This is a genomic window from Stenotrophomonas sp. YJH_SMC_119 (assembly GCF_059368315.1).
In genome coordinates this window covers 18,085-44,369 of the sequence record NZ_JCAFRP010000002.1, presented here as the reverse complement: position 1 = coordinate 44,369, position 26,285 = coordinate 18,085, and the positions used below count along the sequence as shown (strand labels likewise).

General features: G+C 66.5%; 23 protein-coding genes and 6 tRNA genes. 10 read left to right on the top strand and 19 right to left on the bottom strand.

The features are described 5' to 3' along the window. Positions 1-10: 10 nt before the first annotated feature. Entirely contained in the window at positions 11-967 is a 957-nt protein-coding gene (locus AC5P6S_RS04470) for an SOS response-associated peptidase family protein (RefSeq protein WP_111687432.1), read from the bottom strand. Between the two features lie 77 nt (positions 968-1,044). Here AC5P6S_RS04470 and AC5P6S_RS04465 point away from each other — a divergent pair, with 77 nt between their 5' ends. Next, positions 1,045-1,461, top strand: a complete 417-nt coding sequence (locus AC5P6S_RS04465) for a GNAT family N-acetyltransferase (RefSeq protein WP_005410074.1) — start codon at positions 1,045-1,047, stop codon at positions 1,459-1,461. A gap of 165 nt (positions 1,462-1,626) precedes the next feature. On the opposite strand, the gene AC5P6S_RS04460 is transcribed toward AC5P6S_RS04465, so the two are convergent. The 7 genes from AC5P6S_RS04460 to AC5P6S_RS04430 form a co-directional block, all read right to left on the bottom strand. Further along, a tRNA-Glu gene (locus AC5P6S_RS04460) sits at positions 1,627-1,702 on the bottom strand. 47 nt (positions 1,703-1,749) lie between these two features. Then, positions 1,750-1,825 (bottom strand) — tRNA-Ala (locus tag AC5P6S_RS04455). A gap of 45 nt (positions 1,826-1,870) precedes the next feature. Then, positions 1,871-1,946 (bottom strand) — tRNA-Glu (locus AC5P6S_RS04450). Between the two features lie 49 nt (positions 1,947-1,995). Beyond that, positions 1,996-2,071 (bottom strand) — tRNA-Ala (locus AC5P6S_RS04445). Between the two features lie 184 nt (positions 2,072-2,255). After that, positions 2,256-2,331: transfer RNA gene (locus AC5P6S_RS04440), tRNA-Glu, on the bottom strand. 54 nt (positions 2,332-2,385) lie between these two features. Continuing rightward, positions 2,386-2,461: transfer RNA gene (locus AC5P6S_RS04435), tRNA-Ala, on the bottom strand. Between the two features lie 89 nt (positions 2,462-2,550). After that, positions 2,551-2,961, bottom strand: a complete 411-nt coding sequence (locus AC5P6S_RS04430; protein ID WP_005410073.1) for a heavy metal-responsive transcriptional regulator — start codon at positions 2,959-2,961, stop codon at positions 2,551-2,553. 187 nt (positions 2,962-3,148) lie between these two features. Between AC5P6S_RS04430 and AC5P6S_RS04425 the strand changes: the two genes are divergently transcribed. The 8 genes from AC5P6S_RS04425 to AC5P6S_RS04390 all read left to right on the top strand — a co-directional run bounded on the left by AC5P6S_RS04425 (position 3,149) and on the right by AC5P6S_RS04390 (position 13,203). Continuing rightward, positions 3,149-4,216: a GlxA family transcriptional regulator gene (locus tag AC5P6S_RS04425; RefSeq protein ID WP_005410072.1), complete on the top strand. Its 1,068-nt coding sequence runs from the start codon at positions 3,149-3,151 to the stop codon at positions 4,214-4,216. 80 nt (positions 4,217-4,296) lie between these two features. Further along, a complete protein-coding gene (locus AC5P6S_RS04420; protein ID WP_065184151.1) occupies positions 4,297-5,100 on the top strand; it encodes a TlpA disulfide reductase family protein in 804 nt (267 codons plus the stop codon). Between the two features lie 30 nt (positions 5,101-5,130). Then, positions 5,131-5,973, top strand: coding sequence for a thiol:disulfide interchange protein DsbG (dsbG, locus tag AC5P6S_RS04415; protein ID WP_005410070.1), 843 nt, complete (start codon positions 5,131-5,133; stop codon positions 5,971-5,973). A 512-nt stretch (positions 5,974-6,485) separates the two neighbouring features. Then, complete coding sequence (locus AC5P6S_RS04410) at positions 6,486-7,919, top strand: DcaP family trimeric outer membrane transporter (RefSeq protein WP_065184150.1); 1,434 nt, start codon at positions 6,486-6,488, stop codon at positions 7,917-7,919. A gap of 76 nt (positions 7,920-7,995) precedes the next feature. Then, positions 7,996-9,348 carry an arginine/agmatine antiporter gene (adiC, locus tag AC5P6S_RS04405; RefSeq protein ID WP_005410068.1) on the top strand — a complete coding sequence of 451 codons (1,353 nt, stop codon included), beginning with the start codon at positions 7,996-7,998 and terminating at the stop codon, positions 9,346-9,348. A 20-nt stretch (positions 9,349-9,368) separates the two neighbouring features. Then, complete coding sequence (locus AC5P6S_RS04400) at positions 9,369-11,657, top strand: Orn/Lys/Arg family decarboxylase (protein WP_065184149.1); 2,289 nt, start codon at positions 9,369-9,371, stop codon at positions 11,655-11,657. A 28-nt stretch (positions 11,658-11,685) separates the two neighbouring features. Next, complete coding sequence (locus tag AC5P6S_RS04395) at positions 11,686-12,588, top strand: cation diffusion facilitator family transporter (RefSeq protein WP_065184148.1); 903 nt, start codon at positions 11,686-11,688, stop codon at positions 12,586-12,588. 180 nt (positions 12,589-12,768) lie between these two features. Then, complete coding sequence (locus AC5P6S_RS04390) at positions 12,769-13,203, top strand: RidA family protein (RefSeq protein ID WP_005413799.1); 435 nt, start codon at positions 12,769-12,771, stop codon at positions 13,201-13,203. Here the strand turns inward: AC5P6S_RS04390 and AC5P6S_RS04385 are convergent. The 9 genes from AC5P6S_RS04385 to AC5P6S_RS04345 all read right to left on the bottom strand — a co-directional run bounded on the left by AC5P6S_RS04385 (position 13,200) and on the right by AC5P6S_RS04345 (position 21,079). Further along, positions 13,200-13,913 carry an energy transducer TonB family protein gene (locus tag AC5P6S_RS04385; protein WP_495204484.1) on the bottom strand — a complete coding sequence of 238 codons (714 nt, stop codon included), beginning with the start codon at positions 13,911-13,913 and terminating at the stop codon, positions 13,200-13,202. The genes AC5P6S_RS04390 and AC5P6S_RS04385 overlap by 4 nt on opposite strands. Next, complete coding sequence (locus AC5P6S_RS04380) at positions 13,906-14,706, bottom strand: ChaN family lipoprotein (protein WP_076739893.1); 801 nt, start codon at positions 14,704-14,706, stop codon at positions 13,906-13,908. Before AC5P6S_RS04380 ends, AC5P6S_RS04385 begins: the two co-directional genes overlap by 8 nt. Then, positions 14,693-17,164 (bottom strand): TonB-dependent receptor, encoded by a 2,472-nt coding sequence (locus tag AC5P6S_RS04375; protein ID WP_065184152.1) that lies wholly within the window; start codon positions 17,162-17,164, stop codon positions 14,693-14,695. The genes AC5P6S_RS04380 and AC5P6S_RS04375 overlap by 14 nt, the downstream gene beginning before the upstream one ends. A gap of 64 nt (positions 17,165-17,228) precedes the next feature. Continuing rightward, positions 17,229-18,155, bottom strand: coding sequence for a FecR family protein (locus AC5P6S_RS04370; protein ID WP_062607278.1), 927 nt, complete (start codon positions 18,153-18,155; stop codon positions 17,229-17,231). After that, entirely contained in the window at positions 18,152-18,661 is a 510-nt protein-coding gene (locus AC5P6S_RS04365; protein WP_049460409.1) for an RNA polymerase sigma factor, read from the bottom strand. Before AC5P6S_RS04365 ends, AC5P6S_RS04370 begins: the two co-directional genes overlap by 4 nt. A gap of 124 nt (positions 18,662-18,785) precedes the next feature. Beyond that, entirely contained in the window at positions 18,786-19,292 is a 507-nt protein-coding gene (locus AC5P6S_RS04360) for a hypothetical protein (RefSeq protein ID WP_024956788.1), read from the bottom strand. Between the two features lie 94 nt (positions 19,293-19,386). Beyond that, on the bottom strand, positions 19,387-19,611 hold the full coding sequence (locus tag AC5P6S_RS04355; protein ID WP_005410058.1) for a hypothetical protein: 225 nt from the start codon (positions 19,609-19,611) through the stop codon (positions 19,387-19,389). Further along, the gene (locus tag AC5P6S_RS04350) at positions 19,608-20,309 is read right to left on the bottom strand and encodes a glutamine amidotransferase (protein ID WP_005410057.1); all 702 of its coding nucleotides are present in this window, start codon (positions 20,307-20,309) and stop codon (positions 19,608-19,610) included. Before AC5P6S_RS04350 ends, AC5P6S_RS04355 begins: the two co-directional genes overlap by 4 nt. Then, positions 20,306-21,079, bottom strand: a complete 774-nt coding sequence (locus AC5P6S_RS04345) for a YggS family pyridoxal phosphate-dependent enzyme (RefSeq protein ID WP_005413791.1) — start codon at positions 21,077-21,079, stop codon at positions 20,306-20,308. Before AC5P6S_RS04345 ends, AC5P6S_RS04350 begins: the two co-directional genes overlap by 4 nt. 76 nt (positions 21,080-21,155) lie before the next feature. Here AC5P6S_RS04345 and ptsJ point away from each other — a divergent pair, with 76 nt between their 5' ends. Continuing rightward, entirely contained in the window at positions 21,156-22,442 is a 1,287-nt protein-coding gene (ptsJ, locus tag AC5P6S_RS04340; protein ID WP_005413790.1) for a MocR-like B6 salvage transcription factor PtsJ, read from the top strand. A gap of 32 nt (positions 22,443-22,474) precedes the next feature. Here the strand turns inward: ptsJ and AC5P6S_RS04335 are convergent, their stop codons facing one another. Both AC5P6S_RS04335 and AC5P6S_RS04330 read right to left on the bottom strand, forming a co-directional pair. Continuing rightward, positions 22,475-22,981 (bottom strand): hypothetical protein, encoded by a 507-nt coding sequence (locus AC5P6S_RS04335; RefSeq protein ID WP_005410054.1) that lies wholly within the window; start codon positions 22,979-22,981, stop codon positions 22,475-22,477. A gap of 191 nt (positions 22,982-23,172) precedes the next feature. After that, the gene (locus AC5P6S_RS04330; protein ID WP_065183512.1) at positions 23,173-26,283 is read right to left on the bottom strand and encodes an error-prone DNA polymerase; all 3,111 of its coding nucleotides are present in this window, start codon (positions 26,281-26,283) and stop codon (positions 23,173-23,175) included. Positions 26,284-26,285 lie beyond the last annotated feature (2 nt).

The following is a 26,285-nucleotide window of genomic DNA, read 5'->3' as shown; positions in this document are numbered from 1 at the left end:
GAACGGCGCTTCAGCCGGCCTCCTCGTACAGGTAACGGATGTCCTCGCGGTCGTCGAGGATGCTGTACTGCCCGGCCAGGTTGTCCGGATCGGGGTTGAGCCACGCATCGAGATGCTCCCTGCGGATCGGTATCACGCCGCGATCGTGACCTGCCGCGGCGACATCGCGTGGCGGGGTGTCGGTGATCGTGGCGAATGAGAGCAGGCGTCCTTCCGGTCCCTCCCATTCCGCCCAAAGGCAGGCCAGAAGCAGGTCGCGGGGCGGGTCGGGGCGAAACTCCAGCACCACATCCTTTTCCTTTTCACTGGGGCCAAGCGCGCGCCCTGCGATCGCGTGGCGTGGTACGTGCTCATAGAACGCCTGCACCACGACAACGCCGTGGCGAAGGCCGAACGCGCCGCGCCAATAGCCTTCCAGGCTGTCGCGTCGTGCGTTGTAGGTGCCGGGGTAGAGCACGTCGTTGCGTGCCGGCTTGTCCGGCAGCCGGCATTGGTAGCGCATCGGCTTGATCACCCGTCGGCCGCTCTCGCTGACCATCACCGGCGCGTAGGTGCCGGGAAAAATGCGGTTGTCGCGCGGCAGTAGTTGTACCCGGTGCAGGTCCTCAAGCCGGGCCTGGGCGCGCTCGATGCGGTTGCCGGCCACGCGCAGGTCGTTGCGTGCCTTCTGGGTGGGGCGGGTGGCGAGCGTCGCGTGGGCGATATCGCGGCGCTCGCGTTGGCGGGCCAGCTCCGCCTCGAGATTCTGGCGTTCCTGCGCATGCCACTGCTGGATCTTCGCAACGATGTCGCGACCCTGTTCGGTGCGCGCGCCGGCAAAGCCGTCGTCCATGGCCTTGGGGGTTTTCGGCCGCTTCTTGCCGGGATCGTGCGCGTACAGTTCGGCGAACTCCTCCAGCGACAGGATGGCACCGAACTCGCGGACCAGCTTGGCGTAGTCAGCGCGGATCAGGGCGGAATAGCACATGGGAACTCTGCAGGCCTGGGTCGCAGTCGTTGCGACGTGGATGCGGCAGGATAGCCCGACCTACAGGGAGATACCGCATGAATGATTCCGTCAGCTGCCAGTTCCGCGAGGCTGTCCCCACGGTCGAAGACTATTGCCAGCTGCGTGTGCTGGCGGGCCTCAGTGCCAAGAGCCAGGAGGCGGCGGCACGCGCGCTGCCCAATACCCTGTATGGCGTGTGCGCCTACCAGGGCAATGAGCTGGTAGCGATGGGCCGCATCGTCGGCGATGGTGGGTGCCACCTGCAGGTCTGTGATATCGCCGTGCTGCCGCGCCTGCAGGGGCAGGGCCTGGGCAAGGAAGTGATGCGTCGCCTGGATGGCTGGATGCAGGCGAACCTGCCGCCGTCTGCATACGTCAGCCTTCTGGCCGATGGTGAAGCGCACCGGTTGTACGCGCAGTTTGGTTTCGCACCCACCGCACCTGCATCGATCGGGATGTATCGCCGGTTCTGAGGTGTGTTCAGGCTGAGGCCATCCATGCGTGGCATGGATCTACTGGGCCAACCGGCCGCCGGATCCATCCCGGCCCTGCAGTAGATCCACGCCATGCGTGGACAGGGCTTTCCCGGGAATCTCAGGCAAAGAAAAACCCCGGCCGAAGCCAGGGTTTTCAAGAATTGGCGTCCCCACGGGGATTCGAACCCCGGTCGCCACCGTGAAAGGGTGATGTCCTAGGCCTCTAGACGATGGGGACGCACGAAAACTTCAAGTTGTAGATCCTTCGACGGCCTAATGTCGAAGTGGTGGAGCCAAGCGGGATCGAACCGCTGACCTCCTGCATGCCATGCAGGCGCTCTCCCAGCTGAGCTATGGCCCCATGAAACTCCGGATGATCTGCCGGGAGCAGAGTCCGTTTTGAAACTGGCGTCCCCACGGGGATTCGAACCCCGGTCGCCACCGTGAAAGGGTGATGTCCTAGGCCTCTAGACGATGGGGACGCACGAAAAACTTCAAGTTGTAGAACCTTCGACGGCCTAATGTCGAAAGTGGTGGAGCCAAGCGGGATCGAACCGCTGACCTCCTGCATGCCATGCAGGCGCTCTCCCAGCTGAGCTATGGCCCCGTGTTACCGAGCCGCCTATCATACCTGCGTGTTCACGTTTGTGGAAGTCTTTTTTGAACTTTTTTCGTTCCGGTTCAACCGCAGCCACGAGGGCAGGGGAACCGCAACGCCACACCCTGAATACCGGTAGGCGGTGAACAAAAAAGACCCGGTTATCGGCCGGGTCCTCGTTGTTCGTGATGAGTGGCGTCCCCACGGGGATTCGAACCCCGGTCGCCACCGTGAAAGGGTGATGTCCTAGGCCTCTAGACGATGGGGACGCAATTCTCATCAATGTTCTTTAGCGACCTTTCGACGGCCTAATGCCGAAAGATTGGTGGAGCCAAGCGGGATCGAACCGCTGACCTCCTGCATGCCATGCAGGCGCTCTCCCAGCTGAGCTATGGCCCCACGTCGCTGAGGAGCGAAATAATAGCCTTGCCCCAGGGGGTTGGCAAGCATTTGTTGCACTTTTCTTCACGCGTGTTGCGAAGCCGATGTCAGTCGCCTGCGGCGGTGGTGTCGTCGGTCAGAGCGGCCAGGATCGGGCACTGGTCCAGCGCGCCATGGCCGGGGCAGGCGTCGACCAGCTGCGACAGCGCGATGTGCATGCGCTGCAGTTCGGCCATCCGTTGTGCGATGTCCTGCAGGCGGGCCTGCGCGGTGTCACGCACGCTGCCCATGTCCTGCTGGTGGTGATCACTGAGCGCGAGCAGTTCTCCGATTTCCTCCAGGCTGAAGCCCAGTGCCTTGGCGCGGCGGATGAAGCGCAGCCGGCGCAGATCCGGCTCGCCGAAGATGCGGTAACCCCCGGCCGAGCGCGCCGCCGTCGGCAGCAGCTGCTGCCGTTCGTAATAGCGGACCGTATCGATCGGCACGCCCGCCTGACGGGCCAGTTGTCCAATGTTCATGGCAGCTTTCCTGCGGATCCTGCCGGCCATTGTGAAGCCTGGAGTCTGGTCGAGAGTCAAGGCTTCAGCTCGGTGCGCGCATTCAGCCCACTTTGCAACTTTCTTCATAGCCCCGCAGATGGGCCTGTTCCTACCCTTCGCCTGAACCGGCCGTTCGATGGCCTGCAACGAACCGAGGAGGTGGTCTGTGGAGGGAGTCAGGAACGAAGCATTCGTAGAGGTTGCGGTGGTCGAATATCCGGGAGGGGACCCCTCCGCCGCCTCTGTGCTGGCCGAAATGGCCCACGTCGCCAACCGCCTGGCCCAACAGCAGCGCCGACCCTTCAAGCGTGTGCTTGTCACCCGCTGGATCGTTCCCGCCAGCCAGACCGGTGTACACCGCATCGCGGGTGCTGAAATGCTCGACGCCGCCATTCCCGCGGTGATCGCGGTTCCCGGCCAGATCAGCCCCGGAGCCTGTCTGCGCGCCGAAGAGGTCCTGCTGGACTGGTTGCGGGCCCATTATGACGGGGGCAGCCTGCTGGCTGCTGCCAGCGACGGGGTCGGTGTACTGGCCCGTGCGGGACTGCTGGCCGGAAGAACGGTCAGCGGCCCCGATCTGGGGCGACATCCAGGGTTGCAGGCGCAGGCGGTGAGCTGGGTGCCCAGTGAGCGGGCGCTGGTCGACGATGGCGATCTGCTGACGGTTGGCGGATCGCAGGCATGGCGTTTCCTCGGGCTGCGTTTGCTGTACCGGCTGCACGGGCAGGGCGTGGCGAGCGCGGTCGCGCAACAGCTCGGGATCGTCGTGCCCGCAGGAATCCAGCAGGATCTTGAGCGTTTCAGTGCCAACTTCGCCCACGGTGACCGCGATGTACTGAAGGCCCAGCGCTGGCTGCATACCACTGCCGCACGAGGAGCCACTCTGGCCGCAATCTGCGAGGTTTCCGGATTGGAACCGCGCACCCTGCAGCGGCGCTTCCTCCGAGCGACCGGTCTGCGGCCGATCGAATACTGCCAACGGCTGCGCATTGCCAAGGCGCAGACCCTGCTGCAGCAGGGCGCAGGCATCGAGGAGGTGGCCTGGGGGGTGGGCTACGCTGATCAGAGCGCGTTCCGACGACTGTTCCTCCGCATCGTGGGCATGACACCGGCCAACTATCGCCGCCACGTCAACTGCAAGCGGCGGGAGCGACCGTTGATGCCGTCGGTGGCCGGAAGTCTGCGCGGCCTGCAGGCGTCCCCCGGAATGCAGTTGGGGCGCAGTGCGGCCTGACCATGGGTGGCGGGCGAGCGCTTGCAACCTGGGCGTGACGCTTTGACCATGCAGGCAGTGGAACTTGAACAGGTGGGCTGATGTCGAGTGTTGGACCGGTACCGATACCGGTGGTGTTGATCCTGATGTGCACGTTGCTGGCCATGACCGTTGCCCGTCTTTGGCCGCGCAGGGCAGTGGGAATGCCGCTGCCGTCGGCAGCAGGCATGGTGCTGGACATGCTGCTGATCGGCCTGCTGTGTGGTCGTGTCAGTTTTGTTGTGCTGAATTTCGCGCTCTATCGTTCGGAGCCCTGGAGCATTCTGCAGGTCACCGATGGTGGCTATCACCTGATGGTGGTGCTGGTGGCCGGGCTGTCGTGGGGATTATGGCGTCTGCGGCCGTGGCGTCAGTTGCGTGCACCGGTGCTGACGAGCGCACTGGTAGGTGTGTTGTTCTGGGTCGCTGGTGGCCAGTTGCTGTCGGCATGGCAGGAGCGGCAGATGCCGTTGCCGGCGCTGCAGGTGGCGGACCTTCAAGGCGATCGTATCGATCTGCAGCAGTTCCGCGGCAAGCCGCTGGTGCTGAATCTGTGGGCCACATGGTGCGGGCCCTGCCGCCGTGAGATGCCGGTGCTGGCGACGGCACAACAGGCACATGATGACGTGCAGTTCGTATTCCTCAACCAGGGTGAAACCCTGGATGAGGTCCAGGGTTTCCTGGCCGGCGAACGACTGATGCTGGGCAACGTGCTGCTGGATGATGACGCTGCTGCTTCCACCGTGCTCGGCATTCAGGCGTATCCTTCCACGCTCTTTTTCGGTGCCGATGGGCGCCTGCGTGAACTGCACCTGGGCGAACTGACCGCAGCCGGCCTTGAACACAAACTGCGCCGGCTGCGGTAGCCTGCGCGGGCATCTCACTACGGAGTTCCCATGTTGTCGATTTCCCTGCGCACCGCCCCGGCGGTGCTCCTGCTGCCGGTCATGCTGGCATTGGCCGCCTGCAGCCAGGCACAGACGCCGCCGGGCAAGGCCGCCACGGCATCGGCGACGACTGCTCCGGCATCTGCCGCCAAGGGCGACCGTCCAGCGGTGCTGAAGGGCATCGAGAAGCACGGCTTCGAGGTCGTTGCCGAGTTCGATGCGCCGGACGGCCTGCGCGGTTTTGCTGGCGTGGTGGGAGGGCAGCAGCCTGCAGCGGCCTATGTCACGGCCGATGGCAAGCACGTACTGGTGGGCAGCCTGTTCGATGCCGAAGGTAATGATGTGGCTGCCGAAGCGGTCGAGAAGCTGGTTGCCGCACCGATGTCGGCCAAAATGTGGACCAAGCTCGAAGCCAGCGCCTGGGTACGTGATGGCAAGGCCGACGCGCCCCGCGTGGTCTATACCTTCAGCGATGCCAACTGCCCGTATTGCCACAAGTTCTGGGAGGCGGCCCGTCCGTGGGTCGACGCCGGCAAGGTACAGCTGCGCCACATCATGGTGGGTGTGATCCGCGAGGACAGTCCGGCCAAGGCCGCAGCCATCCTGTCCGCACGTGATCCGAGCGCGGCGCTGCTGGAGAACGAACACCAGTTCGACCGTGGCGGCATCAAAGCGCTGCCGAACATCAGCCGCGAGATCGCCGGCAAGCTCGACGCCAACCAGGTGTTGATGCTGGAGATGGGGTTCCAGGGCACCCCGGGCATCCTGTTCCAGGATGCACAGGGCCAGGTGCAGCGCCGGGCCGGATTGCCGCAGGGCGACGACTTGCAGACGGTGCTTGGTCCGCGCTGATCCACGCCTGCATGATGATGTAGACCACAGGCCCGCATGGTGACATGCGGGCCTGTTGCGTTCCTGCCCCAGGCGAGCACAGCCGCTTGCGCATTGTCTGTTCGTCGTCACGTCTGAATCGTGACTGAGATCAAGCATCGTGCCTTGATTCCAATCAAGGCCAAAAGCGACAAACGGACTAGCCTTTGACGCATGGAATACAGCGTCAATGCGCGATGGATGCCGCGCTCGCCACGCCCTGATCAGGGTCGGCCGGCACAGCCATTCACGACACTCTCACTCTGTGCTTGTTACCCAGACCGCTGTGGTCGCCACCTCTCTGGCAGCGCGGCCTTGATTGAGTCGACATGGGTGCAGGCGGGGCAGTGTCATCGTCCTGTTGCCTGCCGTGCGCAGGCTGGCCGATGTCGTCGACGCAGTACCCGCATTTCCAGCAACGGCAACGCGAAGCCAGGGCGGCGCATGCATGCGCTCCGGAACCGTGATGCGAGTGTTCGTCAGGGGAGGATGCAATGCGTTTGGCCGTACTGAGTCTGGCATGCCTGGGGGCACTGGCGATCACGCCGGCGTACGCTCAACAGGGTGATGCAGAGGATGCGCAGGCATTGCGGCGCGAGATGGCCGCCATGCGCCAGGCGCTGGAAGGCATGCAGCAACGGCTGGACCGGCTTGAGCAGCGCGATGCTGCGCCTGCGCAGGCAACAGCCGCGCCTGCAATGGCGCCGATGGCCTCTGCCGCTCCTTCCGACGTGATCCATCGCACCCAGGTGCCGGGTGTGGAGCAGCCGGTACTGCCGCAGCGCGATTCGGTCGCTGATCCGTCCACTGCGGCATCGCGACCGGACAGTGCGGCGGGCCCGACCGACCCGGATCTGAAGGGGTTCTTTGCCATACCCGGCACTGATACGGTGATCCGCATCGGCGGTTACGCCAAGCTGGATGCCATCGCCGATTCGCGCGCGGCCGGCGACGAGGATCAGTTCATTCCCTCGTCGATGCCGGTGGGCGGCAGCCACCGCGATGTCTCCAACTTCAACATCCACGCCAAGCAGACCCGCTTCAGCTTCGAGGCGCGGCGTCCAACCACGCACGGCAACCTGCGCTTCTATCTGGAGAACGACTTCTTCGGCAGCAGCGATGGCTACGAGTTCCGCCTGCGGCATGCTTATGGACAGCTCGGCAATACCTATGCCGGCTATGGCTACTCCAGCTTCATGGACCCGGACAGCCTGCCCGACACGCTGGACTTCGCCGGGCCGGGCGGCGCCGGCTATCTGCTGGTGGCCGGCATCCACCACAGCTTCACGATGGGCAAGGGCAACACGCTGACCGTGGCGGCCGAAGACCCGAAGACTGAACTTGCCGGTGCCGTTGATGAGCGGGCTGCGGTGAACCGTCTGCCGGACGTAACCGTGACCGCGCGCATGGAGCGCGACTGGGGCCACCTGCAGGTGGGCGCGGTGGCGCGCAGCCTGGCCTATGACGGCGATGGCGAGCGCGACCGGCGAATGGCCGGCGGCCTGCAGCTGAGTGGCTCGGCCTCGGTGGGCGAGCGCGACCTGCTACTGTTCGGTGCGCTGGGAGGACGCGGCCTCAGCCGCTATACCGCCGACCTGACCGGCTCCGGGCTGGACGCGGTGGTCGGTGCCGATGGCCGCCTCGACGCGTTGGACCTGCACGGCGGATTCGTCGGCTATACCCACTACTGGTCCGAGTTGTGGCGATCGAACCTGATCTTCGGTCAGCTGACCCTGGAGCGGAACGCCGCACTGGCGGCCGATGCCTTCCGACAGAGCCGGTACGGCGTATTCAACCTGATCTGGAGCCCCGCGCCGTCCTGGACGATGGGCATGGAGCTGCTGTACGGCCGCCTGGAACAGCAGGGCGGCGCGCGCGGCGACACGGTCCGGGTGCAGGGCAGCCTGCAATACAACTTCATCAAATAGGCGCCAGCGGTCGTACGCCAGCGCAACCGTCCCCACGCCCGGTGCTGCCGGGCTCATGCCAGTACCGGAGATCGTCATGGCAGAAGCAAAGAAAATCGGGGTGGTCGGAGCCACCTTCCTCGTCGCCGGCAACATGATGGGCTCAGGCGTGTTCCTGCTGCCATCGAGCCTGGCCAAGATTGGTACCGCCTCGATCTGGGGCTGGTTGATCACCACCGCCGGTGCGCTGTTGCTGGCCTTCGTGTTCGCCAAGCTGGGCAAGCTGGCACCCAAGGCGGGCGGCCCGTACGCCTATGCGCGCGACTGGTTCGGGCCGTACATGGGCTTTCAGACCAACACCATCTACTGGTTCGCCAACTGGATCGGCAACGTCGCCATTCCGATCGCCGCAGTAGGCTATTTCAGCTACTTCTTCCCGATCCTGTCCGAGCCGCTGGTGCGCTGCATCGCGGTGCTGATCCTGGTGTGGGCGCTGAGTTTCGCCAACGTGATCGGTCCGGCGTTCGTCAGCCGGGTGCAGACCGTCACCACCAGTTTTGCGCTGGTGCCGATCCTGGGCATCGCCATCTTCGGCTGGTTCTTCTTCGATGCCGACATCTTCAAGGGCGCCTACAACGTGTCGGGTGAATCCAACTTCGGCGCGATCTCCAGCGCCGCGGCGCTGACGCTGTGGGCCTTCATTGGCGTCGAGTCGGCCTCGGTCACCGCTGGTGTGGTCGAGAACCCGGAAAAGAACGTGGCCCGTGCCACCCTCGCCGGCGTGTTCCTGGCCGCCATCGCCTATATCGCCAGCTCCTCGGTGATCATGGGCATGGTGCCCAATGGCGAACTGCAGACTTCCGATGCGCCGTTCGCACTGGCTGCGGCCAAGGCCGTCGGTGGCTGGGGCGGTGCGCTGGTCAGCCTGTGTGCCTTCATCGGTGCCGCCGGTTCGCTGGGCGGCTGGATCCTGCTGACCGCACAGAGCGCCAAGGCAGCCTCCGATGACGGCCTGTTCCCGAGCATCTTCAGCAAGACCAACAAGGACGACGTGCCGGTCAAGGGTGTGCTGATCGTGGCCGTGCTGATGACCCTGGCGGTGCTGGTCACCTCCACCTCGGAAACCGCGTCGGCACAGTTCGACGTGATCACATCGGCGGCGGTGGTGCTGACCCTGCTGCCCTACATCTACTCGTGCGTGGCCTGCTACTTCGTGGTCGAGCGCTCGCACACCCTGGTCCACACCGGTGCGTTCTGGACCCTGACCAGCCTGACCGTCGTTTATTGCCTGTGGGCGATCTACGGCTCGTCGGGAACCATCGTGCAGTACGCGTTCCTGTTCGTGCTGTTCATCACCGTGTTCTATCCCTTCTTCAGCGAGGAGCGCCGCCAGCAGCGGCAGCGCGCCCGCGAGGCCTCGGCGATCAGCGCCGGCGCCCAGCGTTCCTGAGTTAGACAAGGAGAATCAACGTGTACTTCAAGTCCCTGGACTACCCGGTCATTGTCATCGACAACGACTACGAGTCGCCGCGCATCGGCGGCATCCTGATCCGCGCCCTGGTGGAAGAGCTGCGCAGCAACGACCAGCGCGTGCTGTGCGGCCTGAACCTGGATGATGCCCGTGCCGGTGCCCGCACCTACGTGGCGGCGTCGGCGGTGCTGATCTCGATCGATGGCAGCGAAGAGGTGGATGGCGAGTTCCAGCGCCTGACCGCCTTCCTGCGCGAGCAGAGCGCGCGCCGCGCCAACCTGCCGGTGTTCCTGTACGGCGAGCGCCGCACCATCGAGAAGGTGCCGAGCAAGCTGCTCAAGTACATTCACGGCTTCATCTTCCTGTTCGAAGACACCAAGAGCTTCATCTCGCGGCAGGTGATGCGCGCGGCCGAAGACTACATGAAGAACCTGCTGCCGCCGTTCTTCAAGGCGCTGATCCATCACGCGGCCGAGTCGAACTATTCCTGGCATACGCCTGGCCATGCGGGCGGCGTGGCGTTCACCAAATCGCCGGTCGGCCGCGCGTTCCATCAGTTCTATGGCGAGAACACGCTGCGCAGCGATCTGTCGATCTCGGTGCCGGAACTGGGTTCGCTGCTTGACCATACTGGTCCGATCAAGGACGCCGAGAACGAGGCCGCACGCAACTTCGGTGCCGACCATACCTTCTTCGTCACCAACGGCACTTCCACCGCCAACAAGATCGTCTGGCACGGCACAGTGGCCCGCGGCGACGTGGTGTTCGTCGACCGCAACTGCCACAAGTCGCTGCTGCACGCGCTGATCATGACCGGCGCGGTGCCGGTGTACTTCACCCCCAGCCGCAACGCGCATGGCATCATCGGCCCGATCAGCCTGGACCAGTTCACGCCCGAGTCGCTGCAGCAGCGTATCGCCGCCAACCCGCTGGCCAGCAAGGCCTACAAGGCCGGCTCCAAGCCGCGCATCGCAGTGGTGACCAACTCCACCTACGATGGCCTGTGCTACAACGCCGAGAAGATCGCCGACGAGATCGGCAGCGCGGTGGACTTCCTGCATTTCGACGAAGCCTGGTACGCCTACGCTGCGTTCCATCCGTTCTACGAGAACCACTACGGCATGGCCAAGGGCAAGCCGCGCGAGCAGGATGCGATCATCTTCACCACGCATTCCACGCACAAGCTGCTGGCCGCGTTCTCGCAGGCCTCGATGATCCACGTGCGCAACTCGGCGCAGCGCAACCTGGATGCCGAGCGCTTCAACGAGTCGTTCATGATGCACACCTCGACCAGCCCGCATTACGGAGTGATCGCGGCCTGTGATGTGGCCTCGAAGATGATGGAAGGCGACGCCGGCCGTTCGCTGGTGCAGGAAATGCATGACGAGGCGATCGCGTTCCGCCGCGCGATGCTGCATGTCCGCGATGATCTCGGCCGCGACGACTGGTGGTTCAGCGTGTGGCAACCGACCCAGGTCGAGCGCAGTCTGGACAAGGGCGATACGCCGGCACCGATGGTGGCCAAGCGCGAGGAGTGGTACCTGCAGCCGGATGCGCACTGGCACGGCTTCGAGAACCTGGTGGATGACTATGTTCTGATCGACCCGATCAAGGTGACCCTGCTGACCCCGGGCCTGGCGATGGACGGCAGCATGGGCAAGCTGGGCATTCCGGCGGCGGTGCTGAGCAAGTTCCTGTGGGGCCGCGGCATCACCGTGGAGAAGACCAACCTGTACTCGGTGCTGTTCCTGTTCTCGATGGGCATCACCAAGGGCAAGTGGAGCACCCTGGTCACCGAACTGATGGCGTTCAAGGAACTGTACGACCGCAACGCGCCGCTCAGCCAGGCACTGCCGACGCTGGCCGCCGACTACCCGAATGCCTACGCCGGTTGGGGCCTGCGTGACCTGTGCGACGCGCTGCATGCGTTCAACCAGGAATTCGCGGTGGCCAAGGTGATGCGCGAGATGTACGTGGATCTGCCGACGCCGGTGATGACCCCGGCCGATGCCTACAACCACCTGGTGAAGGGCGAGATCGAGCGGGTCGACATCGAGCAGGTCAGTGGTCGCATCGCCGCGACCATGCTGGTGCCGTACCCGCCGGGCATTCCGACCATCATGCCGGGCGAGCGCTTTGGCGACAGCGATGAGCCGATCATCCAGTCGCTGCGCATCGCCCGTGAGCAGAATGCCCGCTTCCCGGGCTTCGAGTCGGACGTGCACGGGCTCATCATCGAGAACGCCGGCGATGTGACCTCGTACAAGGTGGAGGTACTGAAGGCCTGACCGGCGACGGTCGGCCCTTCGGCGAACGATGGATACCGCGCGCGAGCAACGCATCCTGAAGTTCTCGATCGGGGTCACCATCGCGGTCAGCGTGGTCGGCTTCAGCGGTGGCCTGCTGGTGGGATCGCAGGCCATCCTGTTCGACGGTGTGTACAGCCTGGTCGACGTTGCCCTGACCCTGGTGTCGTTGTCGGTGCTGCGGCTGGTGGCGCGGGAACAGAGCCCGCGCTTCCAGTACGGCTACTGGCACCTGGAGCCGATGGTCGAGGCGCTGGGCGGTGTGATCCTGTCGCTGGCCTGCGTGTATGCGCTGGCCAACGCGGTGATTGGTTTGACCACGGGCGGACACGAGGTGAGATTCGGGCCCGCGCTGTGGTGGGCGGCGCTGCTGAGTGCCAGCAACCTGGCGATGGCGGCGTTCGTCGCCCAGCGGGCGCGGCGCCTGCGCTCGGCGCTGTTGTGGCTGGATGTACGGGGCTGGCTGCTGGGTGGGTTGATGAGCCTGGCGGTAGTGCTGGCCTTCGTACTGGCCCTGGTCCTGCATGGCGGTGAGTGGCACCACTGGGTGCCGTATCTGGATTCGATCGTGCTGGCATTGATCAGCCTGGCGGTACTGCCGGTACCGGCGCGCAGTGCGTGGAAGGCCATGCGCGAAGTACTGCAGGTGGCGCCGGATGATCTGGACCGGCGCGTGCAGCAGGTCATGCAGGCATTCGTGGCCGAGCGTGGCTATGCCGGTTTCACCAGCCACGTGGCGAAGATGGGGCGGATGCGCTTCATCGAAATCCATGTGCTGGCCGATCCGGCTACGCCCTTGGGCTCGGTGGGCGAGGTCGATGCGATGCGTGACGAGATCGCGGTCAGACTGGATGCGCGCGGCAGCACGTTCTGGCTGACCATCGATTTCACCGCAGACCCGGCGTGGACCTGACCACGCTTCTGTAGAGTCGAGATTGCTCGACTGCTTTTCGTCAGCGGAAGTCGAGCAGGCTCGATTCCACGGGATCGCGTGATCGTTGCGCGTGGCAGACCGGTCTGTTGCACCGGATCCATTTGACCTCAACCGGGGTTGAGGTCACAGACTGCCGGCAACCCCCACGAGGCGCGCGGCATGAATCTGCTGACCACACCGGACCTCAGCCATGGCCTGCTGGAGCTGTTCAATCCACCGGGCCTCTACGATCCTTCGGCCAACGGCTACTCACACGTGGCGGTGGTGCGCCTGCCGGCACGGGTGATCCACGTGGCCGGGCAGGGCGGTGAAGATGCCCAGGGTCGTCTCTCACCCAGCTTCGAAGAACAGGTCGGGCAGGCGCTGGACAACCTGCAGACCGCGCTGCGCTCGGCGCAGGCAGGCCTGGCCGACGTGGTACGGCTGCGTATCTTGGTGGTCGATCACGACGAGGACCGGCTGGGCATCATCGCCCATCAGGTGCGGCGGCGCTGGCCGAACCGCGCGGCGCCCACCTGCACGCTGATCCCGGTGCCGCGACTGGCGCTGGACGGCATGCTGTTCGAGATCGAGGCGGAGGCCTACGCCGCCTAGCGCAGGTAGTACTCCACCGGCACCACCAGTTCCTGTGGTGCCTTCAGTTCACCGGGAATGGGCGGCAGCGGCTGCGCGCGACGGAAAGTCTGCAGCGCAGCGTCATCGAGCATCGGCTGGCCACTGGACTGTTCCAGCCGCAGTGCCAGCAGGCGGCCTTCGCGGTCGATGCTGGCCCTGACCCAGGCAGTGCCCTGCTGCCGGCGCGAGCGCGCGGCGGCAGGGTAATAGCGGTAACGCTCCAGCCGCGCCATCAGGCGGGCTTCCCACTGGTCGCTGGCGGCGCCGGCCTGGAAGTCCGCCGGTGGCGCGTCTGGAGCGGGCGGAGCGGCCGTGATCGATGCCGGTGCGGGACTGGCATCGGTCGCGGCCGTCGGCGGGGCGACCGGCAGCGGCGTTCGACCCGTCCCGCCCGTTTCGCTGGCGGCCAACTCGCCCTCGCGCGCGGCGGTGGGTTTCGGTGGCGGGGGCGACTTTGCCGGTTGCGATGCGCGCGCCTGCTGCGCCTGGCTGGGGGTGTCGGCCTGGCGCTCCTCTACGGGCTGTGGCGGCGTGGCCGGTGCCAGCAGGCGCAGGCTGATGCGCACGTCCTGCTCCGGCGGCGGCAGCATCGGCGGCACAGCGACCCAGTGCACCAACAGCAGCAGGGGCAGCAGGTGCAGGACGACAGTGATCGCGATCGCCCGCCAGTGTTGGCCACGCTCACTCATCGTCCAGCACCCACAGCAGATCAGCATCCGTCGCATCGACGGTTTCACCCGGCGAAGCCAATGCGATCACCAGCGCAGGCGTAGCTGGTGACAGGTAGCCCGGTACCCCGGTACCGCGCAGTACATGCCAGCGCCCCGCTACCAGCAGCGCCGGCGCGGGCGCATCGAGCAGCACCTGTGCCATGCGTGTGTCGCGGGCCTGTTGCACGGCCAGCATCCCTTCCAGCATCGGTGCTGCGTCTGCGTGCTGGGCCAGCACCACCGCCGACAGGCGCTGGCGGGCAGCGGCCACCGGGAACCGCACGCCCTCGGTGGACGCGAGCAGCGCGTTGACCTCGGCACGCGACAGGTTGCCGCCGAACAGCGGCGTGCCTGCATCGGCAGCATCCTGTACCAGCCCGCCATACGCGGCCCACGGCCAACGTGTATCCCATTCCAGCAGTTCCTGCAGGCGTGCACCTTCGGCCTGGTTGCCCTTGGCCAGCCAGCGCTGCACCCGCTGCAGGCGTGGCTGGCGCTCGCTGGCGATCATTTCCAGCACCAGCGAACCCTGCGGGCGCCGCCGCTGCAGCGCCTGCAGCAGCCAGCGCTGGGCGGCGTGGTCTCCGGCGAGGTCATGGCGCTCACCCAGCAGCAGCCTCCGGGCGTCCGCCGCACGCGCCACGAACGCGGCTTCGTCCAGGTGCTGGCCGTTGGCCAGGTCGATCACTGAGCCAGGCATCGGCTGCGCGCTGGCCACGGTCGCCAGCGCGAGCAGGCATACGGGCAGCCAGCGACGGCTAGAACGCCACATTGACGCCCATCGAGACGGTACGGCCACGGCCGTTGCCGCGGTCCAGGATCGGGCTGAAGATGCTGTCGATCGAGGCATTGTTGTCATAGGCCTTGTTCTGCAGGTTTTCGATGTTCAGCCACAGCGTGGTGTTGGCCTGGGGCTTGAAGCTGGCGTAGAAGTCGAGCAGCACGCCGGTGCCGCCGGTCTTGCGGGTCTGGAAGAAGTCGTAGCCTTCCTCGGTCGGCCCGGAGTACTCGGCGCGCAGGCCGGCCTGCACGCGCTGCTGCCACCAGCGGCCGCCCACGTCCAGCGTCCAGTAGCGGTCGGGCAGGGCGGTGATGTCTTCCAGGTTGACGAACTCGATGGCCGGCGCACTGGTGTGCGAGCGGGTCCAGCTCAGCGTGGCGTGGTAGTGCTCGCTGGCGTAATGCGCTTCCAGTTCGATACCGCGCATGCGCACCACGCCGGGGTGGTTCATCCAGCGCGTGGTGGTGCTGAAGTCGTCCACGTCCAGCGCATCGGTCCAGGCAGTGAGTTGCGGATCGCTGTCGATCGGCACCACGAACGGTTCCACTTCCGGCGGATGCACGATCAGCAGGTACTGCGGCTTGATGTAGTCGCGGATGCGGTTGTCGAAGCGGGTGATCCGCAGCTGTGCCAGGTCACCGTCGACCAGCAGCGAGTCGGTGCTGAGGTTGGCACCAAACTGCAGGTTGCGCGAGCGCTCGCGGCGCAGGAACGGGTTGGCGCCCACGCCATCGGCATCGCTCATGCCTTCCAGCGGGATCTTCTCGAAGAACATCTCCTGCACCCGCGGCGGGCGGGAAGTACGCGAGGCTTCTGCGAACAGCTGCAGCCAGTCGGTGGCCTGCCACGATACCGCCAGGCTGGGGCTGAGTGCGCGCTCGGTGCGACGCACGTCGATGCCGCCGCCATTGATCTCCGCGCACTGGCCGGGCACATCCGAGCACACCGGGATGTGGCCACGGATGCCGAAGCGGTCCTGGCGCAGGCCGGCGGTCAGCGCGTAGATGTCGTACTGCAGCTCCAGCGTGCTGAACACGCTGTCCAGCTGGCTGCGACCTTGCGGGTTGGCACCGCGCAGGACGGGGGTGTCGGCCACATAGATGTCCGACTGGTGCTTGATGCCGGTGTTCCAGCGCGCCTGCAGTGCCCCGATGTCGAAGCGGCTGGTGTTGTCCACGGTCCAGCTGCTCAGGCTGCTGTGGGTGCGGCGACCGATGTAGCTGGAATCCTCCACTGGCGGATAGAACAGCCGGGTCTTGTTGCCGGCGAAGGTTGCACGCAGGTCGATCCACGGCGAATAGGGTGTGTAGTGGTAGCTGGCGCGCTGGTTGCGCGCGGAAATCTGCCACGGATAGTTGTGGTAGAAGTTGTTTTCGTAACGCATGTGGCTCAGGTCCAGCCGGTGCTGGTCGCTGGGCTGCAGGCGTGCTTTCAACAGCCAGCTGCTGGGCTGCTGGCTGCCCGGGTCGGCGTTGTTCTTCTGCCTACGCGCGGTCGCGTATTCGCTGCTGCGGCTGCTGCTGGCAGCGGCCAGCAGGCCGAACTGGCGGTCGCCACCCTCTTCACTGTGGCGCCAGGCACCGGCGAAGGTACGGCCGCTGCCGTAGCCGTTGTTGCCGTGGCGATAGCCTGCACGCAGGCCCCAGTCACGGCCCTCACCGAGCAGATCGTCGATATCCAGCGTGCGGAAGTTGGCACTGCCGGCCAGCGTACCCGCACCATCACCACCGGCGACCGCACCGCGTTGCACGTCCACGCCGGCCAGCAGGAAAGGATCGACATAGGCGAACGGACCACCCGAGCCATGCCCGGCATTGTTGCGAAATGTCTGGGTGACACCGTCGATCATGGTGTTGACCCGGCCAGCACCGGTCATGCCGCGGATGTTGACCTGCAGGCCCGGCTGGCTGCGCGAATGGAAGCTGTGGGTGCCAGGCATCGAGCGCAGCAGGCTGTTGCCTTCCTGGCGTTCGGCCATCGCCACGCGCTCGCTGCCGACCGAGGGCGCAAAGCCATCGCGGGTGGCCGGTACATATTGGCTGGCGCCGGCACCCGGTGCCTGGCCGTGTGCGGTAGTACCCTGCACCCGCAGCGGGCCGGTGCGGCGGCTGCCATCGGCGCGTTCGGCCGGCGCCGGTTCCAGGGCGGCACGACGCGCATCCACGAAGCGCGGGCGCAGGCCGCTGCCTGCCAGCAGGCGCGTCAGGGCCTGCGCATCGTCGAAGTCACCGCGCAGCGCAGGCGCCGAATGACCTGGGGGCAGCGCCGCGCCGATCACCAGATCGACACCGGTCAGCCGGCTGTAGGCGTCCAGCGCGGCCGCCAGTGGCTGGGCGGGCAGATCGTAGCTTCGAGTGGCGGCCTGCGCGTGGGCGCTGTTTGGCAGCAGGGGAACGGTGCTGGCGCAGGCCAGCGACAGGGCGAGGACAAGGGGGCGGGGGCACAGCATCGGGGGCTCCAGGGGCTGACGCAGAGCGTCGTCATCCTGGGTAGACGCAGCCGCAGGCCGGATGTCAGGGTCCATCACGCCGTTCCCTGCGTGGCGGCAGCCACACCTGTACGCCGTCGCCGAGGCGCAGCACGCGCACCTGCAACTGAGTGGCCAACTGGTCGCGGTTGCTGGCTGCGCCGTCGGCACTGCCAAGCAGGGTGACCGGCTGCTGGCGCAGCTGCTCGCCGATGACCCATGTGTGCCCGCCGTGCCAGCGGTCCAGGCCCTGCGTGACGTCGGCCAGCGGGGCCGAGACCCAGTGCAGGCGCCGTTCGCGCCAGGCCAGTGTTCCCGGGGCGGTGGTTGTTGCATCGGCTGTTGACTGCCCATCGAAGCGCAGCTGCTCGCCGTCGTTGGCCAGCATGCTGGCGTTGCCGCTGTCCACGCGCACGCGATGCTCGGTAACGGTGACCACGCTGCTGTTGCCCTGCACGGCAAGATCGAATGCGGTCCCCAGTGCAGTGACGGTGCCCTGCGGAGTGTGTACCTGGAAGGGCCGGTCGGCATCGGCGGCGACCTGGAACCAGGCCTGGCCACGCTGCAACTGGAGCTGGCGGCGCTGCCCATCGATGCGCACCTTCACTTCGCTGCCGGGTGACAGCAGGACATGCGAACCATCCGGAAGGGTCTCATCGCGGATCTCGCCAGCGGCCGTACGCAGTACCTGCGCCACCGGCGGCGAGGCATGGCGGCTGTAGAGACCCAGCGCACACAGCAACAGAACCGCAATGCCGGCTTCGCGCAGGCGACGGCGTTGCCTGCGCTGCTGTTGCCGCTGCAGGCTGGGCAGCGTCGCGCCTGCCTGCCACAGGTGCTGCAGATACTGGTACTGCGCGGCATGTCGGGGGTCGGCCTGGCACCACTGGTCGAACGCGTTCTCGTCGCGGGTGCCATCGTGTCCATCCAGCCACCAGCGTGCGGCTTCGCGCGCGATCGCGTCCTGGCTCATGCGCCGGGCACCTGCTGCAGGGCGACGAGGGCGCGCAGCAGATGGCCGTGCGCGGTCTGCCGGCTGATGCCCAGCTGACGGCCGATCTCGGCCAGGGCCATCTGTTCCACACGCGCCAGCAGGAACACCTGGCGCGAGCGCGGTGGCAGCGCGGCGATGATCGCATCGAGATGACGCAGCTGTTCGGCGTCGAGCAGTCGCTGCTCGGGCAGTGGTGCAGGATCGGCGATGGCCTGCAACTGCGTGTCATCCAGTACCTCTTCGCGACGGCGCTGGCGCTGCCGGTAGTGATCCGCGATCAGGTTGTGGGCGACGCGGTACAGATAGGCGCGGCCGTTGCTCAGCAGGCCGCTGGCGGCGACTTTGACGACACGCAGCCAGGTTTCCTGGACGACGTCATCGGCGTCGCTGCGTTGCGGGAGTTTGCGGCGGACATGGGCGTGCAGCGGCCGGTAATGGGCCGCGCACAGCTGCGCGACATCCGTCGGTTCGACAGGCGTGGACACGGGGCGGGCGACAACTGGGAAAGGGAACAGCCCGCGGCGGCAAGGGCAGCGGCTGCACCTTACAGCAAAAGAGAATCATTTGCATCCATGGCGCGAGGCACGGCACGCATGGGCCACCGCGGCGTCAGCGCGGGCGATAGTCGCAGTGGATCTGCAGGGCTTCGGTGGCGTTGTGATGCAGCTCGAAGCCGCACTGCTGCAGGCTGCGCTTCACCTGCACGACGGCTTCGGAATGACGGGCAACGCGACGATCCTGCCAGCGCGGTGGGGTGAACACGCCCAGGGGCAGCAGCCGCAGCCGCTTGCCGTGCAGTACCAGTGAGACATCGACATGACGGCCATCGATGTCGTGGCCGTTGGCACCGAAAATGGCATCGATCTCATCGCGGCGTTGCGGGTAGCAGGTGCGGAATGCTGCGATGCCGAGCCGTCGTACCGCGCGGCGGAAGCCGCCGAGACGGCTGTGGCCGGGTTCGAAGCCACGGGTGAGCAGCAGGCGCAACCCGGCAGGCAGCATCGCCTGCGCGTCGAGCAGGCGTTGCAGTACCTCTTCTTCCAGTTGGATGCGGGTGGAGGGCCAGCGCGGAGCGATGAGCAGTCCGTGGTGGTTGCCGCGTTGCAGGGTCAACATGCGTGAAGCTTCGCACGCGGGCGAACAGCCGCGGTAGTGCCGGCCGCTGGCCGGCAGATCCGGATGCCGGCCAGCGGCCGGCACTACCATCGGGTCAGATGTCGCGGTACTGGATCTGCGAAGCCAGTACCCGCAGGCCATCGGCATTGCTGGACAGGATGCGCTCTTCGCCGACACCTTTCTGCCGTTTCAGCTGGAAGCCCTGATCGGCAGGCAGCTGTGCGGCAATGGCGTCCATGCGTTGCAGGGCATCGGGGCCGCTGCAGTCGAAGTGGCCCCAGTGGGCGCCATCGCGGTGGATCTGCAATCGGTAGTTCATTGCGGTGTCTCCGGCAGGTCCTGCAGCCAATGGTCGAACATCGCGGTTGCGGCCGCTGCCAGCGGTGCGCCATAGCGACGCGCCTGTGCGCGCAGGTCGTTGGGATCGATGCCGGCCTGGGCCAGCTCCAGCGTGTGGCCGATCAGCCAGCGCTCGAACTGGCGGGCGTCCAGTTCCGGGTGGCATTGCAGGGCCAGTGCGTGGCTGCCGATGGCGAAGGCCTGGTGACGGCAGGCCGGCGTGCTGGCCAGGCGGCGTGCACCGGCCGGAAGTTCGAACGCCTCACCATGCCAATGCAGTACCGGAATGCCCTGCAGGGACTGCAGCGGAGAACGCTGGCCTTCATCGGTCAGCAGCAGTGGCGCAAAGCCGATTTCCTTGCCACCACTGGGAGCGACACTTGCACCGAGTGCGCGCGCCATCAGCTGTGCACCCAGGCAGATGCCGAGGGTAGGCCGCTGCCGCTGCAGCCGGCGCTGCAGCAGGGCAATGCTGTCGTTGACGAAGGGGTAGGTCCCTGTGTCATTGGCACTGATGGGACCGCCCAGCACGACCAGCAGGTCGGCGGTTTCGGCGTCATCGAGCGCATCGACGCCGGCCTGCAGCAGCTGCAGCTGCCAGCCTTGCGCCAACAGCAGTGGCTGCAGGGTGCCGAGGTCTTCAAAGCCAACGTGCTGCAGGACAACCGCGTGCTTCATGCCGGGGCTCCGCTGTTCGGCCAGTAGAAGCTGTCCGGGGTGGCGCGGGCGCCGAAAATGGCCTGGCCGACGCGGACCACGGTGGCACCTTCCTCGATGGCCACTTCGAAATCACCGGACATGCCCATCGACAGCTGCGACAGGTCCAGGTCGGGCGGGGCGGTGCGTTGCAGCTGGTCGCGCAGTTCGCGCAGGCGCACGAAGCAGGCGCGCACGCGCTCGACGTCGGGGGTGAAGATGGCCAGGGTCATCAGGCCGCGCACGCGCAGGCGATCGAAGGCTGGCAGCTGTTGCACGAAGGCCTCGACCGCGTCGGGTTCCAGTCCGTACTTGCTGGGTTCGGCCGAGGTGTTGACCTGCACGAACACATCCAGGGTGCGCTCTTCCAGTTGCAGGCGCTGCTGCAGGGCCTCGGCTACGCGCAGGCTGTCCAGCGCCTGGAACTCGCTGGCAAAGCGTGCCACGTAGCGCGCCTTGTTGGTCTGCAGATGGCCGATCACCGACCAGTGCACGCCCAGGTCGGCCATCGCTTCGGCCTTGCGTTGTGCCTCCTGCACCTTGTTCTCGCCAAGTTCGTGGCAGCCTGCGGCCACCGCCATGCGGATGCGGGCTTCATCGACGGTCTTGCTGACCGGCAGCAGGCGCACGCTGGCCGGGTCCCGGCCGACGCGGGCGCAGGCATCGGCGATGCGTTGGCGCACCGTGACCAGGTTGGCGGCGATCTGTTCAACGGACTGGGCGACGGGCCAGTCGGCGGCGGCAAGGGGCATGCGGGCACCTCCAATGCAGGGCGGCCAGGGTGGGATACACTGGCACAGGACAAGAGATATTTTGGCATAGGACAAAATGAAAATCACCGGGCACAGTGCCGAGTCGATCTTCGACAGCATCCGTGAGGGCATCGGCGAGGGCCGCTTGCCGGCCGGCAGCGTGCTGCCGCCGGTGCGTGAACTGGCCGAGCAGCTGGGCGTGAACCGCAACACCGTGGCCGCTGCCTACAAGCGCCTGGATGCGGCGGGCCTGGCCAGCACGGCGGGCCGCCGCGGCACGGTGGTGCGTGGCCTGCCGCCGCCGCTGGCGCGCGAGGGCAGTACGCCCGGGCTGGCGCTGCAGGACCTGGCCGGTGGCAATCCGGATCCGCGCCTGCTGCCGAACCTGCGCCTGGCCCCCGCCGCACCGCGGCTGTATGGCGTGGGCACGGTCGACCCGAGGTTGCAGGCGCTGGCGCGCGCCTCGCTGGATGCGGACTGCCCGGCGGGTTATGCGCTGGAGCTGACCCATGGCGCGGTCGATGGCATTGAACGCCTGCTGGCGGCCTGGCTGCTGCCGGGGGATCGCATCGCGGTGGAGGATCCGTGCTTCCTCGGCAGCCTCAATGTGCTCAATGCCGTGGGCCACGCGCCGTTGCCGGTGGCGGTGGACGCGCATGGCATGCAGGTCGAATCACTTCGGCAGGCGCTGGAGGCCGGTGCACGCGCGGTGCTGCTGACCCCGCGTGCGCACAACCCGACCGGGGCCAGCCTGGATGCGAAGCGGGCACGGGCGTTGCGCCAGCTGCTGGCGGCCTACCCGCAGGTGGCGGTGCTGGTCGACGATCATTACGCGCTGCTTTCGCAGCAGGCCTACCACTCGGTACTGCCGCTGGATGGCCGGCGCTGGGCGCTGTTGCGTTCGTTGTCCAAACCGCTCGGCCCCGACCTGCGCCTGGCCTGGTTGGCCTGCGATGAAGAAACCGCGATGCGGTTGCGGCTGCGATTGGCGTCCGGCACCGGCTGGGTCAGTCATCTGCTGCAGGATGCGGCGACGTCGGTGCTGGCGTCGGCAACGCAGCGGGCGAAGATCGCCTCGGCAGGTGAGCGTTACCAGCAGCGCCTGCAGTCGCTGCAGGAGTTGCTGCGCGCGCGTGGCATGCCGACGCCGCTGCCAATGGAGGGATTGAACCTGTGGCTGCCGTTGTCGGCTGACAGCCATCCTCAGGTGCTGGCACTGGCTTCGCGCGGATGGCATGTGCGGGCGGGCGAAGTGTTCGCGGTGGCGGCGCCGGGACATGGCCTGCGCATCACCTGTGCGGCGCTGGGGACGACGCAGCTGCGGCAGCTGGCCGATGACCTGGCGGCCGTGTGCGGGGTGTAGCGTCGAGCATGGCTCGACGCTACAGAAGCCGATCAGGGCGCGGCGTTGGCGCCAGGGCGCACGTAGTAGGACTGGCCGCTGTCATCGACGAACATCAGCTCCGGCTTGCCCTGCCAGGAGGTGAGCATGGCGCCGGTGTTGTTCTGGTGCTTGACCATCAGGCTGGCGCCGCGATCCGGGTTGGCGACGACCTTGAATACTTCGGTAGTGCCGGTGGCATCGTCGAGGGTGAGCAGGGCTTCGCCGCCGCGGTCGCTGGTGCCATAACCACCACGCTCGGAACCGTCGGGGCCAAGCAGGATCAGGCCAGACAGGGCGGTGGCGCGCGGCCCCTGGGTGCGGCCCTGGCTGAGCGGGTCGGGGACCGGTGCGCCGAGGATCACCCGCGGCTGGCCGCTTGCATCGTGGATGACCAGGCCGCGTGCTTCGATGATGCGCTGTGGCGATTGGCTGCGATGCAGGTTCCAGGCGGTCCAGCCGGAAACAAGCAGGGCGAGGGTGGAGACCACCAGTGTGGTCAGCAGCAGCGCACGGGGCATCGGGTGGTCCTTCCTTGGATGTGCCGACGATAGCGGATGCAAAAGGGGATGGGTAGAGTCGACTGTCAGTCGACTGCTGTTCGATCAGATCACGGAGATTCCCGCGCTGGCGCGCGCAAGTCGGCTGACAGTCGACTCTACCTCTACCTGCTCGACATCACCCAGTGGCCGTTACGCGGTGATTCCCGGCGTCAGTGGAAATCGCGGCTGTGGCTGCGCAGTCCCTGCAGCAGCTCATCCAGGCAGTGCATGCGCTGCACGATGACATGCTGCACACCATCGACGCGTTCCAGGCGGCCATCGATCTGCATCAGCTGGGTATCGACCAGCACCCGGTGCTGGCGATCGGCCAGGTGCCGCCAGACCACGGCGTTGACCATGCCAGTCTCATCTTCGAGCGTGAGGAAGGTGACGCCGCTGGCGGTCTGCGGGCGCTGGCGCATGCGTACCAGGCCGGCGATACGCACGCGACGGCCATGACCGTGGTCCACCAGCTGTGCGGCATCCAGACAGCCACGGCTGCGCAGCTGCGCACGCAGGAACGAGATCGGGTGGCGGCCAAGGGTGGTGCCGGTGCTGCGGTAATCGGCCTGCATGTCCTCCCATGCGCTGGGCAGCGGCAATGGCACGCGGGCTTCGGCGGTGGCGCGGGCCTGGTCGAACAGCGGCAGCCGGTTTTCCACGCCGGAGATATCCCAGCGTGCACGATGGCGATGGCCACTGAGCCCACGCAGCGCACCGGCATCGGCCAGCAGGCCCTGCTGGCGGCGATCCAGGGCGGTGCGCTGGCACAGGTCGCCCACATCGTCGAACGGGCGCCGCGCACGTTCGCGCATGATGGCCTGCACGGCGGGTTCATTGCAGCCATCGACCAGGCGCAGGCCGAGCCGGATCGCGGCCGCGCCCCTGCTGAAATCCAGGGTGCAGTCCCAGTCGCTGTGGCGCACGTCCACCGGCAGCACGCGGATGCCGTGCCGGCGCGCGTCCTGCAGCAGCTGGTCGGGGCTGTAGAAGCCCAGCGGCTGGCTGTTGATCAGGCTGGCGGTGAACGCGGCGGGGTGATGGCATTTCAGCCAGCAGCTGTTATAGGTCAGCAGGGCGAAGCTGGCGGCGTGGCTTTCCGGGAAACCGTAATCACCGAAGCCCTTGATCTGATCGAACAGATGCTCGCCGTACTCGCGGCTGAAGCCGTTATTGAGCATGCCGGCCAGCAGCTTCTCGCGATGCGGCTCCAGGCCGCCACGGCGCTTCCACGCCGCCATCGAGCGGCGCAGGGCATCGGCCTGGCCCGGCGTGTAGCCGGCCGCTTCCACCGCCAGCTGCATCACCTGTTCCTGGAACAGCGGCACGCCCAGCGTGCGTGCGAACACGCGTTCCAGCTGCGGTGGGTAGAGCGGGTTGTCCGGGTCGTTCAACGCGTCCGGTCCCTGTTCGCGCAGGATCCGGCGCCGCTCCAGATAGGGGTGCACCATGTCGCCCTGGATCGGGCCAGGGCGCACGATCGCCACCTCGATCACCAGGTCATAGAACGTGCGTGGCTGCATGCGCGGCAGCATCGCCATCTGTGCGCGCGATTCGATCTGGAACACGCCGATGGTATCGGCGGCGCAGATCATGTCGAAGGTCTTTGCATCCTTGGGCGGGATCGCATCCATGCGTCCTTCATGCAGGCCATGCTGCTTCAACATCGCCAGGCATTTGCGGATGGCGGTGAGCATGCCCAGCGCCAGGCAGTCGACCTTCATCAGGCCGGTGGCATCCAGATCGTCCTTGTCCCACTGGATGACGGTGCGGTCGGCCATCGCCGCGTTTTCCACCGGCACCAGGGTCGACAGCGGATGCTCGGAGATGACGAAACCGCCCGGATGCTGAGACAGGTGGCGTGGGAAGTCGATCAGCTCGGCGGTCAATGCCAGCAGCCGCCGCATCAAGGGTGTGTCCGGATCGAAACCGCGCTCGCGGAGGGTTTCCGGCAGCGGGATGCTGCCACCCCAGTGGTCCATCGCCGCGCCGAGTTCGTTGACCTGGTCCATCGGCAGGCCGAGCGCACGGGCGACGTCGCGGATCGCGCTGCGGCCACGGTAGCTGATTGCTACTGCGGTCAGTGCGGCGCGCTCGCGGCCATAGCGCTTGAACACGTACTGCAGCACTTCCTCGCGGCGCTCGTGCTCGAAGTCGATGTCGATGTCCGGCGGCTCATTGCGCTCGGCGGAGATGAAGCGTTCAAACAACAGATTGCTGCGCGCAGGATCGATCTCGGTCACGCCCAGCACAAAGCACACCGTCGAATTGGCCGCCGAGCCACGCCCTTGGCAGAGGATGTCCTGGCTGCGGGCGAAGCGCACGATGTCATGCACGGTAAGGAAGTAGGAGGCGTAGTTTTTCTCCCGGATCAACGCCAGCTCATGTTCGATCTGCTTGCGCTGTGCGTCCTTGATGCCTTCTGGCCAACGCCAGGGAATCTTTTCTTCGACCAGCTCGCGCAGCCAGCTGTCCGGGTCATGCCCCTCCGGCACCAGCTCGCGTGGATAGGTGTACTGCAGCTGTTCCAGGGTGAAGTGGCAGCGTTCGGCGATGCGCAGGGTCTCGGCCAGCAGTTCGGCGGGATACAGCTGGGCCAGCGCGGTGCGCGGGCGCAGGTGGCGCTCGCCGTTGGGAAACAGGCGCCAGCCGGCTTCGGCCACGCTGCAACGATGGCGGATCGCGGTCAGCGTGTCCTGCAGGGCGCGGCGGCGTCGCACGTGCATGTGCACATCGCCACTGGCGACCAGCGTCAGGCGGTGACGTTCGCCGAAGGCCTGCAGCTGCTGCAGGCGGCGTGCGTCGTCGTGCTCGTGGTGAAGTTCCACCGCCAGCCACAGCCGATCATTGAAGCCGGCGCGCAGCAGTTCCAGGTCGGTGGCGGCCGGTTGCCGGTCCAGCCACAGGCACAGCAGGCCGTCGGGCAGGCCGAGCAGGTCCTCGCGCAGGCAACGGTACTCGCCCTTGGCCGCGCGCCGCCGACAGGTAGTGATCAACTGGCACAGCCCGGCATAGGCTGCCTGGTCGGTGCACAGCAGGGCCAGCTTGGGTCCGTCCTCGACCTGGAATTCGGCGCCGACGATCAGCGCCACGCCATGCGCCTTCGCCGCCTGCCAGGCACGCACGATGCCGGCCAGCGAGCATTCGTCGGTGATCGCCAACGCGCGGTAGCCCTGGCCGGCGGCGCGCGCGAACAGCTCTTCGGCGATCGAAGCGCCGCGCTGGAAACTGAAGGCCGACAGGCAGTGCAGTTCGGCGTAGCCGGGCAGTTCGCTGTACATGG